Consider the following 14,545-nt stretch of genomic DNA (forward strand, 5'->3'; position numbering starts at 1 on the left):
ACATTACCTGGCGATCAGGAAGTTCATCCGCGCCGAGGCGATGGGCCGGTCTTCTTCATCCTGCCACGCGACCGCGCTGACGTTCGCGACGCGATTGCCCAGCCGCGTGACCGTGCCCTTGGCGCGCGTTTCCTTCTCGCGCCCGCCGCGCATATAGTCGACGGTGACGTTGACGGGCTTCACCTTCGCCCCGCCCTCGGACTCCAGCGCCTGGAGCAGCGCACCGACCGCCGCCATCTCGAGCAAGCCGCCGATCGCGCCGCCATGCAGGAACCCCGGCCGTCCGACCACGTCGCCGGAAAAGGGCATCACCAGCACCGGCGCATCCGCACCCGGCTCGACCGTGAGCCCCAGCAGCTCGGCATAAGGAGGCAGCTTCACCAATAGCCCTCCGATGCCATGAAGGTGCCGGCGACATGCGCCAGCGGGTCCTCGGGATCCCCGTCATGCGCCTGCCCGCGCACGAACGCGATCGAACGGGTGAGCCGATAGCATTCGCACCGCCCGATCACCGTCTGGTCCGTGCGCGCCGGGCGCAGATAGTCTATGCGCAGGTCCAGCGTGGCGTGCGGCAGGAACTTGCCGACCTTCAGCCACACCGCGACGCTGCTCGCCATGTCCATCAGCGCGAGGATCGGACCCGAGGCGAGCACCCCCGTCTCCTCCTGCCCCACCAGATCCTCGCGCCAGGGCAGCTGCAGCTCCGACCAGTCGTCGCCATGGTCGCGATAGGCGACCCCCAGGCGGCTGCCATGGTTGGGAAAGCGGAGCGCAAAAAACATGCGCGGATCGAACCGGGGCACCGCCGCGGGATCGCTGGGCTGGGACATACCGGCTTTTCTAGCCACACCATCTTGCCCGCGCAAATGCTTCGCCGCACATTTGCGCGAAACCACGAGAGGATGCCGTAATGAGCGAGCGCGTGACCTGGACCATCAAGGAGGGCGTGGCCGATGTGCGGCTCGCCCGGCCCGACAAGATGAACGCGCTCGACCCGGCGATGTTCGATGCGATCCTGCGCGCGATCGATACGCTAGGTGAAACGCAAGGCCTGCGTGCAGTGGTGCTGTCGGGCGAAGGCCGCGCCTTTTGCGCCGGGCTCGACATGGCGAGCATGGCCAGCGCCGGCGCGGGCACCGATCTCACGGCGCGAACCCACGGCCTGGCCAACAGCTTCCAGCAGGTCGCCTGGGGCTGGCGGACACTGCCCGTGCCGGTGATCGCGGCGGTGCATGGCGTGGCGTTCGGCGGCGGGCTGCAGATCGCCAGCGGCGCCGACGTGCGGATTGCCGCGCCCAATACGCGGCTGTCGGTGATGGAGCTGAAATGGGGCATCGTACCGGACATGGCGGGCTTCGTACTCTGGCGCGGCACGGTGCGCGACGACGTGCTGCGCGAACTGACCTACACCGCCCGCGAATTCGACGCGGCGGAGGCGCAGGTGCTCGGCTTCGTCACGCATCTGGCGGAGGATCCGCACGCGGAGGCGCTCACCCTCGCCCGCGCCATCGCCGGCCGCAATCCGGATGCGATCCGCGCCGCCAAGCGGCTCGCCAACTACGAGGGCGACTCTGCCGCCGTGCTGATGGCGGAGAGTGTGGAGCAGGCGGCGCTGATGCGCTCGCCCAACCAGATCGAAGCGGTGACGGCCAATATGCAGAAGCGCGCGCCCCAGTTCCACGACTGAACCGGTTGCATTCCGCCACGCAATAGCGGAAGCGTACCCGGAACTCGAAATTGCGAGAGGGTGCCATGCGCGAAGCCGCGATCGTCTCCACCGCCCGCACCGGTATCGGCAAGGCGGGTCGAGGCTATTTCAACGATACCGAAGCGCCGGTGCTCGCCGCGCATGTGATGAACGCGGCGGTGGAACGCGCCGGGATCGACCCCGCGCGAATCGACGATGTGTTCTACGGCATAGGTAACCAATGGGGCACGCAGGGCGCGAACATGGCGCGGATGGCGCTGTTTGCCGCGGGTATCCCGCACACCGTGCCGGCGTTCAGCCTCGACCGGAAATGCGGATCGGGCCTCACCGCCATCGCCCTCGCCGCCCGCTCGATCATGACCGACGAGATCGACGTGGCGCTGGCCGGCGGGATGGAGTCGATCAGCCTGACCATGGCCAGCGCGCCGCGTTATGCGAACCGCTCGGTCACGGACCAGGTGCCCGCGGCGTACATCCCGATGATCGAGACGGCAGAGATTGTCGCCGAACGCTATGGGATCAGCCGCGAGGCACAGGACGCATTCGCCGCGACGAGTCAGCAGCGCGCCGCCGACGCGCTCGCCCGTGGCGCTTTCAAGGAGGAAATCGCGCCGATCACCGTCACCAAGGCGCTGCTCGACAAGGCGGGCAATCGCACCGGCAGCGAGACCGTGACGGTAACCCAGGACGAAGGCATCCGGCCGGGCACCACAGCCGAGGTGCTCGCCACCCTCAAGCCGGTATGGAAGGACGGCGCCTTTATCGCGGACGGCCGCCACGTCACCGCCGGCAATGCCAGCCAGCTCTCCGACGGCGCCGCCGCGCAGATTCTGATGGATCGCAAGACCGCCGAGGCGGAAGGCCGCCCGATCCTCGGCATCTATCGCGGCTTCCAGGTCGCGGGCTGCGAACCCGAGGAGATGGGCATCGGCCCCGTCTTCGCCGTGCCCAAGCTGCTCGCCCGCGCCGGCCTGAAGGTCGAGGATATCGGCCTGTGGGAGATCAACGAGGCGTTCGCCAGCCAGTGCCTCTATTGCCGCGACACGCTGGGCATCGATCCGGAGAAGCTCAACGTCAGCGGCGGCGCGATCGCGATCGGCCATCCGTTCGGCATGACCGGCAGCCGGCTGGTAGGCCATGCGCTGATCGAAGGGCGGCGGCGCGGGGTGCGCTACGTGGTCGTCTCGATGTGCACGGCGGGTGGCATGGGCGCGGCGGGGTTGTTCGAGATCGTCTGAACGGGTTGCAGCCGCGCGCGACACCTGCGAAACGGCCCGCGGTTTCAACCCAGACGGAGGGCGTGCGCCGATGTCGTTCAACAGCTTCGGTCGCGTATTCCGCTTCACCACTTGGGGCGAGAGCCATGGGCCCGCGCTCGGCGCCGTGGTGGATGGCTGCCCGCCGGGGCTGAGCTTGAGCGAGAGCGACATCCAGCCTTTCCTCGACCGCCGCCGCCCCGGCCAGTCGCGCTTCACCACCCAGCGCCAGGAGCCGGACCAGGTCCGAATCCTCTCCGGCGTTTTCGAGGGGCGCACCACCGGCACGCCGATCGCGCTGCACATCGACAATGTCGACCAGCGCTCGAAGGACTATTCGGAGGTCGCCAAGGCCTATCGCCCCGGGCATGCCGATTACGCCTATGACCAGAAATACGGCTTCCGCGACTATCGCGGGGGCGGCCGTTCCTCGGCGCGCGAGACCGCGGCGCGGGTCGCCGCCGGTGCGGTCGCACGGCTGGTGATCCCGGAAGTAACGATCACGGCCTGGGTCGAGGCGATTGGCGGCGACGCGATCGATTATGCGAAGTTCGATGCCGCCGAGATCGGCAACAACCCGTTCTTCTGCCCCGATCCGGAGGCGGCCCAGCGCTGGGAAGGGCTGGTAGACGCGGCACGCAAGGACGGCTCCTCGCTCGGCGCCGTGGTCGCGTGCGAAGCTACCGGCGTGCCCGCCGGCTGGGGTGCCCCGCTCTATGCCAAGCTCGACAGCGAACTGGCGGCGGCCTGCATGTCGATCAATGCCGTGAAGGGCTTCGAGATCGGCGATGGCTTCGCGGCGGCAGGCCTGCGCGGCGAAGAGAATGCGGATGCGATGCGGCCCGGTGCCGATGGCGGCGTCGACTTCCTCGCCAACCATGCCGGCGGAATTGCAGGCGGCATCGCCACCGGCCAGCCGGTGCGGATGCGCGTCGCGTTCAAGCCGACCAGTTCGATCCTGATCCCAGTCGAGACGGTGACCCGCGAGGGCGAGGCAAGTGAGATTCGCACCAAGGGCCGCCACGACCCCTGCGTAGGTATTCGTGGAGTGCCGGTCGTCGAAGCAATGGTGGCGCTGGTGCTTGCGGATCAGAAATTGTTGCACCGGGCACAGGTCGGCTGATCTTGCACTCGACTCGCCCCTGATCCGTTCGCTTTTATCGGCTAATCGAAATCAGTTGGTGGGACTTCTGCCGCATTCGATGGTTTCTCTTCCGTTGGCATGATCAACAGAAGGATGCCGAGTAATGTATATCAAGACGATTCTCGCTGCCGCCACCCTGATCGCAGCCCCGGCCGCATTTGCGCAGGACACTGCGCCAGGTCAGACGGCCCCAGGCCAGACGATGGACCAGAGCACCACGCCGGGCCAGACAGGCCCTGGCCAGACGACCACCACGCCGACAACGCCAAACACCAGCCCGTCGCCCAATACGCCGCCGGAATCGCCTTCGAGCGGCACGACGACCTGGCCGTCGGATTCCAGCTCGACCACGACGCGGCCGTCGAGTCCGGACTCGTCCACGACGACCGATAGCACGACGACGCCAGAGTCTTCGACTGAACCTGAGGCGCCGAAGCACAACCGCCATCGTTAATGCGCGAGTGCGCGATGTGAGCGCCCGGTCCTCCCAAGCGGAGGGCCGGGCGCTCCCGTTTCAGTCGGCGAAGGGATCCCGTACCAGGATCGTGTCTTCGCGCTCGGGGCTGGTGGATACCAGCGCTACCGGGCACTGGATCAGTTCTTCGATCCGACGAATATACTTGATCGCCTGAGCAGGCAGTTCCGCCCAGCTCCGTGCACCAGCGGTCGATTCGGACCAGCCTTCCATCGTTTCGTAGATGGGCTCCACCGCCGCTTGGTCAGGCGCGCTGGCAGGATAATAGTCGAGCACCTCGCCGTTCAGGCGGTATCCGGTGCAGACCTGGATCTCCTCGAAACCGTCAAGCACGTCGAGCTTGGTCAGCGCGATGCCGGTGATGCCGGAGACCGCGACCGACTGGCGTAGCAGCACCGCATCGAGCCAGCCGCAGCGGCGCTTGCGGCCGGTAACAGTGCCGAATTCATGGCCACGCGTACCGAGCCGCTCGCCCACTTCATTGTCCAGCTCGGTCGGGAATGGGCCCGATCCGACGCGGGTGGTGTAGGCCTTGGCGATGCCGAGCACGAAGCCCACGGCACCCGGCCCCATGCCGCTGCCGCTGGCCGCGGTGCCCGACACGGTGTTGGACGAGGTGACGAACGGATAGGTGCCGTGATCGATGTCGAGCAGCACGCCCTGCGCACCCTCGAACAGGATGCGACGGCCACGCGACCGCGCCTCGTTAAGCATCTTCCACACCGGCTGCACGAACGGCAACACGAAGCCGGCGATACCGCGCAGCTCCTCGACCAGCGCCTGCCGGTCGATCGGCGGCTGGCCGAAGCCGGCGCGCAGCGCATCATGGTGCGCCGCGAGGCGATCGAGCTGCGGCCCGATCGAATCGAGATTGGCGAGGTCGCACACACGGATCGCGCGGCGGCCGACCTTGTCCTCATAGGCCGGGCCGATGCCGCGGCGCGTAGTGCCGATCTTGCCGGCGCCGCTGGCATCCTCGCGCAGCGCATCGAGATCCCGGTGGAACGGCAGGATCAGCGGGCAGGTATCGGCGATCTTGAGCGTGTCCGGGGTCACGTCGACGCCCTGCTCGCGCAGCTTCTCCACCTCGGCCTTCAATGCCCAGGGATCGAGCACCACGCCATTGCCGATCACGCTCGGGGTGCCGCGAACGATGCCCGAGGGAAGCAGCGAGAGCTTGTAGACCTTTTCGCCGATCACCAGCGTGTGGCCGGCATTGTGCCCGCCCTGGAAGCGAACCACCACATCGGCGCGCTCGGCAAGCCAGTCGACGATCTTACCTTTGCCTTCGTCGCCCCACTGAGCGCCGATCACTGCCACATTTGCCATGAATACACGTCCTCCGCCTGCCGGGCGGACCCTGGCCGCCCTTCGACAGGACTCGGCAGCCGGGCTGGTCCATCGGACGCGTCGCCCGAAGCCGCGGCGCGAATGACGAAACGCAGCCGCAAGGTCAAGCCTTTCCTGGCTTCAGCCGTCCAGCGCGGTACGAATCGCCACGGCCAGCGCGGCAACGTCGAACGGCTTGGGAAGAATATCTTCCTCCGTAACACCGATCGGCTCGTCCGGCGCATACCCACTTGTCAGCAGCACCTTCACGCCGGGCTTGCGCTGCCGCACCCGCGCCGCGAGTTCGCGGCCGCTCATCTCCGGCATCACCACGTCGCTGAACAGCAGCGATATCGCATGACCGCGCTCGAGCAGCCGCAACGCCTCGATTCCGTCGCGGGCGAAGACGACGCCGTAGCCAAGGTCGCGCAGCGCCTCGACCGAGAAGCTGCGCACGCGATCCTCGTCCTCGACAACCAGGATGATTTCTTCGGCGCGGCCGCGCGGCAATTCGCGTACCTCCCGCGCCTCCACCGGCGCGGGAACCGCCTCCGGGCGTGCGGGCAGCAGCACGCGCACCTCCGTGCCGGCGCCCTGTTCGCTTTCGATCGTCACATGCCCGCCCGACTGACGGACGAAGCCGAATACCTGGCTCAGGCCCAGGCCGGTGCCCTTGCCAAGCCCCTTGGTGGTGAAGAACGGATCGAAGGCGCGCGCCGCCACCGCGCGCGGCATCCCGGTGCCGGTATCGCCGATCAGGATCTCCACATAGTCGCCAGGCGCGACATCGTGCTGCTCCGCCGCGTCACCCGCCAGCGTCACCTGCCGCGTCTCGATCATCAGCGTGCCGCCGTCCGGCATGGCATCCCGGCCGTTGACCGCAAGATTGAGCACGACATTTTCCAGCTGGTTGCGATCGGCCACCACCGGCGAGAGCTGGTGCGCCAGCCGCGTCTCGATGACCACGCCTTCGCCGAGCGTGCGGACCAGGAGCTCGATCATCCCGCTCAGCATGTCGTTCACGTCCAGCGCCGTGGGCGCGAGCGGTTGCTGGCGCGAAAAGGCAAGCAACCGCTGGGTTAGCGCCGCCGCACGCGTGGCGCCGTCGCGAGCGGCGACCAGATAGCGTTCGATATCCGATCGGCCCTGCGCCACCCGCCGCTCCAGCAGATCGAGCGCACCGATCACCACCGCCAGCATATTGTTGAAATCATGCGCGATGCCACCGGTCAGCTGGCCCACCGCCTCCATCTTCTGCGCCTGGCGGAGCTGCGCCTCTGCCGCCATCAGCCGTTCGGTGCGTTCGCGCACTGCGGCTTCCAGCTCCTCGCGCGATCGGGCGAGGACTTCGCGCGCGTCGACAATGTCCTGAATGTCGGTGCTGGTGCCGAACCAGCGAACGATGCGGCCGCCTTCGTCGCGCAGCGGCTGCGCGCGACCCAGCGCCCAGCGATAGGCGCCGCTATGGTGCCGCATGCGATATTCGATGCGGTACAGATCGCCGGTTTGGACGCAATGCTCCCATACCGCCGCAGCGCGGGCCTGATCGTCCGGATGAAGAACCTGGCCCCAGGCTGTGCCATCGGTGCTGCCGATCGGCACGCCGGTATAATCGTACCAGCGGTCGTTATAATAATCGACCAAGCCCTCGGCATCGGCCGACCAGACCATGTGGTCGATCGAATTCGCGATGGCGCGGAACTTCGCTTCGCTTTCGCGCAGCGCCAGCACCGCATCGGCACGCTCCACCGAATCCCAGGTGGTTTCCACGACGGTTTCGACAAATGCGACTTCCTCTGCCTGCCAGGCGCGGGGGCCTTCGGCATTGGCATAGAAGGTCGCGACCCATTGCCCGCCGCGCAGCAACGGAACGCCGATCGCCGAGGGAGAAATTCGGCTGAGTTCGCTCTGCGGAAACTCGGCGCCGCTGTCGCTGAACGTTATGGTGCGACCCTTGCGGTAGCGCTCGATCAGGGGCGCCACGGCTTCCAGTGCCCATTGTCCAGTCAGCTTCGGCAAAGTGCCGGCCGTCCAGCAGGGGCCGAGATGGATGGTTTCGCCGGCAACGCGGTAAAATCCGACGCGCGCCAGCCCGAGCTTGGTGCCGAGTTCGGCCGCGGTCATTTCCATGATGGCGTCGGGCGTGTCGAGCGCCCGCTGCCGCTCCGCCAGTCCGTGCAGGAAAGACTGGGCCTCGGTGACGCCGCGCAGTTCCTCGGCCGCTTCCTGCGCCGCTTCTTCGGCCTGCTTGCGATTGGTGATATCGAAGCTGACGCCCGGGAACCGTGCCGGGCGCCCCTCTTCGTCGAAGATGCAGCTCCCTTGCGTCAGCAGCCAGCGCACCTCGCCATCGCCGCGCACCACCCGAAATTCCACGAGGAGCGGCACGCGGGCGGAAAGCGCCTGTTGCACGCCGGCAAGCAACAACGTCCGATCGTCCGGGTGGACGAAGGCGAGCACCGATTCGAACGCACCGCCCGCTGCCACGCGCTCGGGTTCGATCCCGAACAGCTTGGCGAATCGCGCATCGCCGGTGATCCGGCCGGTTTCGATGCTCCATTCCCAGGTGCCGATCCCGATCGAGGCATCGAGCGCGAGTTGCAGGCGCTCCTCGCTCAGCCGAAGCGCATCCTGGGTGAGTGCACGCTCGGTGACGTCGCTGACCGCCACGAAAATCCCGGTGGTGCGGCCAACCGCATTCTTGATCGGCTGATACACGAAATCGACGACGCGCCGTTCGGGATCGATTTCCGCATATCGGCGGAGCAGCACGCTCTGCCCCAGCGCCCGATAGGGTTCGCCGGTGCGATACACCTGATCCAGTAGGTCGACAAAGCCTTGCTCCACCACCTCCGGCAGAGCTTCGGCCACGCGCTGGCCGATCACGTCCTCTCGCCCAACCAGTTCCAGATAGGCCGAATTGGCGATGGTGAAGACGTGCTCCGGCCCGTCCAGTAGCGCCACGGCACCGGGCGCCTGCTGGAAATAGTCGCGCAGCCGCTCGACCTCGGCACGCTGCTCGCGTTCCGCCAGAACCGCCCGTGTGGTTTCGCTGCCCTGGTTGAGAATGCCCAAGACCCGCCCCTCGCCATCGCGGATCGGCGTTAAGCTGTAATTCCACCAGGTTTCACGCGGCACGCCGTTGCGAACCATCATCAGCTGCTGATCGAAGCTAGCCAAGCCGCGCCCCGTGGCGAGCACCTGCTCCATCTGCGGCCCCACAACGTGCCAGATGTCGGACCATACTTCGGCCCCTGGCCTGCCCAGTGCCCCGGGGTGCCGCTCTTCGGGAATATGCGCCCAGGCATCGTTGTAGAGCAGGCGAAGCTCCGGACCCCAATAGATGGCGGTGGGAAAGCTCGACGCAAGCGCCATGTCCACCATCACCCGCAGCGGCTCGGGCCAGGTTTCCGGCGGACCAAAGGGATGCGTTGACCAGTCGAACGCGCGAATGCGCTCGGCCATTTCACCGCCATGGTCTAGGAAACGGAGCGGGGAGGCCATGTGCAATGCGATGATCATGGCCCCGCGCGAAGTCAACTCGGCTGGGCAAAATACGTAGATGCGGCAAAGGTTCCCGCCCCGCCCCTGTTGCTTTATGGCGTGACGCGAAGGAGATGGTGTCAAATGAAACTAGCCAGCCTCAAACAGGGTCGCGACGGCAAACTCGTCGTCGTCTCGAACGATCTAGCCTGGTGCGCCGATGCCAGCCACATTGCCCCGACGCTGCAGGCCGCACTGGACGATTGGGACCGGGTAGAGGGCGACCTGCGCAACCTCGCCACCGATCTAGAGCATGAAGCGATCCCGATGATGCGCTTCCACGAGCGCCAGGCGGCGGCGCCCTTGCCGCGGGCGTACCAGTGGGCGGACGGCTCTGCCTATGTGAACCATGTCGCGCTCGTGCGGCAGGCGCGCGGGGCCGAACTGCCCGAGAGCTTCTGGCAGGATCCGCTGATGTACCAGGGCGGATCGGACGGATTCCTGGGGCCGCGCGACGTGATCCCGCTCAAGGACGAGAGCTGGGGCTGCGACCTGGAGGCCGAAGTGGTGGTCGTCACCGGCGACGTGCCGCTGGGCGCCAGCCGCGAAGAGGGGCTGGCGGCGGTGCGGCTGGTGGGCCTGACCAACGATGTGTCGCTGCGCAACCTGATCCCAGGCGAGCTCGCCAAGGGCTTCGGCTTCTTCCAGTCCAAGCCGGCCAGCGCCTTCTCGCCGGTGTTCGTGACCCCGGATGCGCTGGGCGACTGGTGGCAGGACGGCAAGCTCCACCGCAGGCTGATGGTAGACCTGAACGGCAAGCCCTTTGGCCGCGTCGACGCGGGCGAGGACATGACCTTCGATTTCGGCACGCTGATCGCCCATGCAGCGAAGACGCGCGCGCTGGGCGCGGGCACGATCATTGGATCGGGCACCGTCTCCAACCGTGATGCCGATGGCGGCCCCGGCAAGCCGATCGGCGAGGGCGGCAAGGGCTATTGCTGCCTGGCCGAGGTCCGTACCGTCGAGACGATCCTGCGGGGCGCGGCGGAAACGCCGTTCCTCAAGGCCGGCGACACGATCCGCATCTGGGCGGAGGACAACAAGCACCACCCGATCTTCGGCACGATCGAGCAGACGGTGGTGGCGGGCTGAGTTCCGGCCGGCGGGGCAGCTTCAGAAGGCGAAGCTGCCCTGCCGCTCGATCAGCGGCCAGCGGCCCAGCACGATATGCCGGTGCGCGCCGACGATGCTGTGGATCAGCACGACGTCGGTAGTAATCCAGCAGATCGGGTGGACAGCGCGCGTGAAAGCCTCACCTGCGCGATACAGCAGGGTGACGTGTGGATGGCAGCGCCACCTGGGTCGCAGCAGTCCGGCAGCGGTCATCCAGTGGCTTAACGTGCCGGTGAGCTCGGTTAGCGCCTTGATGCGCTTGGATGGACGAAGCGCGACGGAGCCCGGACCGCCGGAAAGCTGATCTAAGCGGAGCGGGACAGGGGATGCGGCCAGATGCGATCCGAGCGCGAGCATCGTGTCGACCTGAGGACACGAAAGTTGCGGATAGTCGTCAGTGATCGCCAGCGTCATATGGAGGCGATCGTCTGAAACGATACTCTTGGCCCCTCCCAGACCGTCACGGTGACTCGCCATGGCATCGCGCACGCCAGCTGCGATGGGGAAGGCGAAGAACAGTCGGTGTCGCACCATAGCCATCAGTGGAAATCGTGCGACTTGATCGGGATGATGTCCTCGCGGCGAGACGGCCAGCTCTCGGGCGTTCGCTGCTTCGGATAGGCGTGCGCAGGGTCGCTCGACCGAGTGATCTTGCGATCACGCGAATCGATCGTGCCGCCATGCGTCGCGCCATCGCCCGGCATCGTCATGCGCGGCAGGTCGATCGCGCCGACGCTGCGCAGCAGGTCGGTAAGGTCGGTGATCGTCTCGGCGATCAGGTGCAGCACCTCGCCTTCGCGCTGGAGGCGGCCGCGGACCGCGATCATCGGCGCGGCGAGGATGATCGGGCGGTAGAGCGCGAAGCGCGCCGGCCAGACGATGGCGTTGGCGATGCCGGTCTCGTCCTCCAGCGTGAGGAAGATGCTCTTGGCGCTGCCCGGCTTCTGGCGGACGAGCACGATGCCGGCCACCTCCACCCGCGCGCCGTCCTTGAGCGTCTTGAGGTCGCCGCACGGCCGAATGCGCCGCGCCGCGAGCGTGCCGCGCAGGAAATGGAGCGGGTGCGCGCGCAGGCTCAGCTGGGTGGCGCGGTAATCCTCGACCACTTCGCGCCCGGCGGTGAGCGGGGTCAGCGTCACCGCGGGCTCGGCGGCCTGGATCGGGCCTTCGATCCCGGCGAACAGCGGCAGCGGCGCCTGGTCGAGCGCCTTGATCGCCCAGAGCGCCTGGCGGCGATCCTGGCCGAAGCAGCGGAAGCCATCGGCACGCGCAAGCTTCTCCAGTGCCGCGGGGGAGACGCGGGCGCGGCGCCAGACGTCCTCGATCGAGGTGAAGAGGCGCTCGGCGCGGGCGGCAAGAATCGCATCGGCATCGCGCGCGGACAGGCCCTGCACCACCCGCATGCCGAGGCGGAGGGGAAGCAATTCCTCCCCGGAACGGGGAGGGGGACCGCTCGCCGAAGGCGAGGGGTGGAGGGGCCGCGCCGCAGGCGCGGTGGTGCGGCGCCGTTCGGGCTCACCGCCGCGTGTCGCGGCGGCCCCTCCACCATGGGCTGGCGCCCATGGTCCCCCTCCCCGTTCCGGGGAGGATCTTAGAACCCGCGTATCCCAGTCGCTGTCGTTGACGCATACCGCGCGCACCTCGACCCCATGCTCGCGCGCGTCGCGGACGATCTGCGCCGGGGCATAGAACCCCATCGGCTGGGCGTTGAGCAGCGCCGCGCAGAAGATGTCGGGATGGTGGCACTTCATCCAGCTCGACGCATAGGCGATCTTGGCAAAGCTGGCCGCGTGGCTCTCGGGAAAGCCATAGCTGCCGAAGCCCTCGATCTGCTTGAAGGTGCGTTCGGCGAAATCCTGCGTGTAGCCCTTCTTCAGCATCCCGCTGATCATCTTCTCCTTGAAGTGCGTGACCCCGCCGGTCGACTTGAACGTCGCCATCGCCCGCCGCAGCGCATCGGCCTCGGCCGGTTTGAAGCCCGCGCCGACGATCGCGACCTTCATCGCCTGTTCCTGGAACAGCGGCACGCCGAAGGTCTTCTCCAGCACGTCCTTCAGCTCCTCGCTGGGATATTCCACCTCCTCCTTGCCCTCGCGCCGCCGCAGATAGGGATGCACCATGTCGCCCTGGATCGGCCCCGGCCGGACGATCGCGACCTGGATGACGAGGTCGTAGAATTCCTTGGGCTTCAACCGCGGCAGCATCGACATCTGCGCCCGGCTCTCGATCTGGAAGGTGCCGAGCGTGTCGGCCTTCTGAATCATCGCGAAGGTGGCCGGATCATCCTCCTGCATCGCATCCGAAGCGAGCGTCAGCTTCACGCCCTTGTGCTGCTCCAGCAGATCGAACGCGCGCCGCATGCAGCCGAGCATGCCGAGCCCGAGAATGTCGACCTTCATCAGGCCGAGCGTCTCGATATCGTCCTTCTCCCATTCGATCACCCGCCGGTCGACCATCGCCGCCGGCTCGATCGGCACGATCTCGTCGAGATTGGCCTGGGCCAGCACGAAGCCGCCGGGGTGCTGCGAACGGTGCCGGGGCGTGCCGATCAGCTGGCGGGCGAGATCGAGCGTCAGCGCCAGCCGCGGCTCGCTGGCATCGAGGTTGAGCGCCGCGGCATCGGCCTCGCTCACCCCTTCGTTGGACCAGCCCCAGACCTGCCCCGCGAGCCCGGCGGTCACGTCCTCAGACAGCCCCAGCGCCTTGCCGACCTCGCGCACCGCCCCCCTTGTGCGATAGCGACTGACCACGGCGGTGAGTGCGGCGTGGCGCGCGCCATAGGTCTCGTAGATCCACTGGATCACTTCCTCGCGCCGCTCATGCTCGAAATCGACGTCGATATCGGGGGGCTCGTCGCGATCCTCGGAGATGAACCGCTCGAACAGCAGCTTATGCACCACCGGGTCGATCGAGGTGACGCCGAGCAGGAAGCAGATCAGCGAATTGGCCGCACTCCCCCGCCCCTGGCACAGGATCTCCTGCGCGCGGGCGAAGCGGACGATCGAATGGACGGTGAGGAAATAGGGCGCGTAGCCGCATTTCTCGACCAGCCCCAGTTCCTTCTCGAGCAGCTCGGCATATTCGATCGGCGGCCCTTCCGGGAACTTGGCGGCGAGCGCATCGCGGGCGAGCTTGGCCAGCGCCGCCTGCGGGCTGCGGCCGGACATCACCACTTCGTCGGGGTAGCGATAGAGCCTGCCGAGCTCGCGTGGATTGAAGGCGCAGCGCTCGACCACCGCCTCCACCGCCTGCAGCGCCTCGGGCCAGGCGGCGAAGCGGCGCGCCATTTCGTGCGGAGGCTTCAAGTGCCGATCCGCACTGCGGGCGCGGCGGAAGCCGAGATCGTCGACCGTCGTGGTATGGCGGATCGCGGTCATCACGTCGTGCAGCATCCGCCGGTCGGGATGGTGGTAGAGCACGTCGCCGGTGGCGAGCGGGGTCAGGCCATGCGCGACGGCTGCCTCTGCCAGCCCGTGCAGCCGCACCGCCTCCTGCGGCCGGCGATGGCGGGTGAGCGTGACATGGCCGCGATCCCCGAACACGTCCGCCATCCAGCGCAGCGCCGCCGGGTCGCCGCTATCCGCCATGCCGGGCACCAGCGCGGCGACGAGGCCGTCGGCATGCCCCGCGACATCCTCCCAATGGAGGAAGCACTGCCCCTTCTCGCCATGCTGCGCATCCGCCCGCGCCTTGCCGATGCTGAGCAGCCGGGTGAGCCGCGACCAGGCGGCGAGATCCTCGGGCCAGACCAGCACGCCGCTGCCGTCGGTCAGGTCCAGCCGGCAGCCGGTGACCAGCCGCACGCCGGTCTCTTCCGCCGCGACCAGCCCGCGCACGATCCCGCCGACGCTGTTGTGATCGGTAATGCCGAGCGCGGGCATGCCGTACGCCGCCGCCGTCTCGAACAGCTCGGAAGGCGCGGAGGCGCCGCGCAGGAAGGAATAATGGCTGGTGACCTGGAGTTCGCTGTACATGGC

At 67.4% G+C, this 14,545-nt stretch carries 11 protein-coding genes; 4 read left to right on the forward strand and 7 right to left on the reverse strand.

Annotated features, from left to right (window positions below; all coding sequences use genetic code 11):
* Positions 1–3: 3 nt before the first annotated feature.
* Positions 4–381 carry a PaaI family thioesterase gene (locus ACNFJ7_RS11135; protein WP_019369918.1) on the reverse strand — a complete coding sequence of 126 codons (378 nt, stop codon included), beginning with the start codon at positions 379–381 and terminating at the stop codon, positions 4–6.
* Complete coding sequence (locus ACNFJ7_RS11140) at positions 378–830, reverse strand: PaaI family thioesterase (protein WP_019369917.1); 453 nt, start codon at positions 828–830, stop codon at positions 378–380. Before ACNFJ7_RS11140 ends, ACNFJ7_RS11135 begins: the two co-directional genes overlap by 4 nt.
* Before the next feature lie 80 nt (positions 831–910).
* Between ACNFJ7_RS11140 and ACNFJ7_RS11145 the strand changes: the two genes are divergently transcribed.
* The 3 genes from ACNFJ7_RS11145 to aroC all read left to right on the forward strand — a co-directional run bounded on the left by ACNFJ7_RS11145 (position 911) and on the right by aroC (position 4,087).
* On the forward strand, positions 911–1,687 hold the full coding sequence (locus ACNFJ7_RS11145; protein ID WP_019369916.1) for a crotonase/enoyl-CoA hydratase family protein: 777 nt from the start codon (positions 911–913) through the stop codon (positions 1,685–1,687).
* Between the two features lie 65 nt (positions 1,688–1,752).
* Entirely contained in the window at positions 1,753–2,946 is a 1,194-nt protein-coding gene (locus tag ACNFJ7_RS11150) for a thiolase family protein (RefSeq protein WP_019369915.1), read from the forward strand.
* A 70-nt stretch (positions 2,947–3,016) separates the two neighbouring features.
* Positions 3,017–4,087 carry a chorismate synthase gene (gene aroC, locus ACNFJ7_RS11155; RefSeq protein WP_019369914.1) on the forward strand — a complete coding sequence of 357 codons (1,071 nt, stop codon included), beginning with the start codon at positions 3,017–3,019 and terminating at the stop codon, positions 4,085–4,087.
* A 201-nt stretch (positions 4,088–4,288) separates the two neighbouring features.
* Here aroC and ACNFJ7_RS11160 read toward each other — a convergent pair whose 3' ends face one another.
* The 3 genes from ACNFJ7_RS11160 to ACNFJ7_RS11170 all read right to left on the reverse strand — a co-directional run bounded on the left by ACNFJ7_RS11160 (position 4,289) and on the right by ACNFJ7_RS11170 (position 9,416).
* Positions 4,289–4,504, reverse strand: coding sequence for a hypothetical protein (locus ACNFJ7_RS11160; protein WP_026009198.1), 216 nt, complete (start codon positions 4,502–4,504; stop codon positions 4,289–4,291).
* A gap of 118 nt (positions 4,505–4,622) precedes the next feature.
* Positions 4,623–5,912, reverse strand: coding sequence for an adenylosuccinate synthase (locus tag ACNFJ7_RS11165; RefSeq protein ID WP_019369912.1), 1,290 nt, complete (start codon positions 5,910–5,912; stop codon positions 4,623–4,625).
* 141 nt (positions 5,913–6,053) lie between these two features.
* Positions 6,054–9,416 (reverse strand): PAS domain-containing protein, encoded by a 3,363-nt coding sequence (locus ACNFJ7_RS11170; RefSeq protein ID WP_419724218.1) that lies wholly within the window; start codon positions 9,414–9,416, stop codon positions 6,054–6,056.
* A 123-nt stretch (positions 9,417–9,539) separates the two neighbouring features.
* On the opposite strand from ACNFJ7_RS11170, the gene ACNFJ7_RS11175 reads away from it, so the two are divergent.
* Entirely contained in the window at positions 9,540–10,547 is a 1,008-nt protein-coding gene (locus ACNFJ7_RS11175) for a fumarylacetoacetate hydrolase family protein (protein ID WP_058805450.1), read from the forward strand.
* Between the two features lie 21 nt (positions 10,548–10,568).
* Here ACNFJ7_RS11175 and ACNFJ7_RS11180 read toward each other — a convergent pair whose 3' ends face one another.
* Together ACNFJ7_RS11180 and ACNFJ7_RS11185 are read right to left on the reverse strand one after the other, a co-directional pair.
* The gene (locus tag ACNFJ7_RS11180; protein ID WP_419724219.1) at positions 10,569–11,045 is read right to left on the reverse strand and encodes a 2'-5' RNA ligase family protein; all 477 of its coding nucleotides are present in this window, start codon (positions 11,043–11,045) and stop codon (positions 10,569–10,571) included.
* Between the two features lie 62 nt (positions 11,046–11,107).
* Positions 11,108–14,542 (reverse strand): error-prone DNA polymerase, encoded by a 3,435-nt coding sequence (locus tag ACNFJ7_RS11185; RefSeq protein ID WP_019370298.1) that lies wholly within the window; start codon positions 14,540–14,542, stop codon positions 11,108–11,110.
* Positions 14,543–14,545 lie beyond the last annotated feature (3 nt).

Source organism: Sphingomonas sp. HT-1 (assembly GCF_048568905.1).
In the GTDB taxonomy this organism is placed as follows: domain Bacteria; phylum Pseudomonadota; class Alphaproteobacteria; order Sphingomonadales; family Sphingomonadaceae; genus Sphingomonas.

Excerpts from the sequence above, each read along its gene's own strand:
- aroC (WP_019369914.1), top strand. The coding sequence starts at position 3,017 with ATGTCGTTCAACAGCTTCGGTCGCGTATTCCGCTTCACCACTTGGGGC.
- ACNFJ7_RS11185 (WP_019370298.1), bottom strand. The coding sequence starts at position 14,542 with ATGTACAGCGAACTCCAGGTCACCAGCCATTATTCCTTCCTGCGCGGC.
- ACNFJ7_RS11165 (WP_019369912.1), bottom strand. The coding sequence starts at position 5,912 with ATGGCAAATGTGGCAGTGATCGGCGCTCAGTGGGGCGACGAAGGCAAA.
- ACNFJ7_RS11170 (WP_419724218.1), bottom strand. The coding sequence starts at position 9,416 with ATGGCCTCCCCGCTCCGTTTCCTAGACCATGGCGGTGAAATGGCCGAG.
- ACNFJ7_RS11150 (WP_019369915.1), top strand. The coding sequence starts at position 1,753 with ATGCGCGAAGCCGCGATCGTCTCCACCGCCCGCACCGGTATCGGCAAG.
- ACNFJ7_RS11180 (WP_419724219.1), bottom strand. The coding sequence starts at position 11,045 with ATGGCGAGTCACCGTGACGGTCTGGGAGGGGCCAAGAGTATCGTTTCA.
- ACNFJ7_RS11145 (WP_019369916.1), top strand. The coding sequence starts at position 911 with ATGAGCGAGCGCGTGACCTGGACCATCAAGGAGGGCGTGGCCGATGTG.
- ACNFJ7_RS11175 (WP_058805450.1), top strand. The coding sequence starts at position 9,540 with ATGAAACTAGCCAGCCTCAAACAGGGTCGCGACGGCAAACTCGTCGTC.
- ACNFJ7_RS11140 (WP_019369917.1), bottom strand. The coding sequence starts at position 830 with ATGTCCCAGCCCAGCGATCCCGCGGCGGTGCCCCGGTTCGATCCGCGC.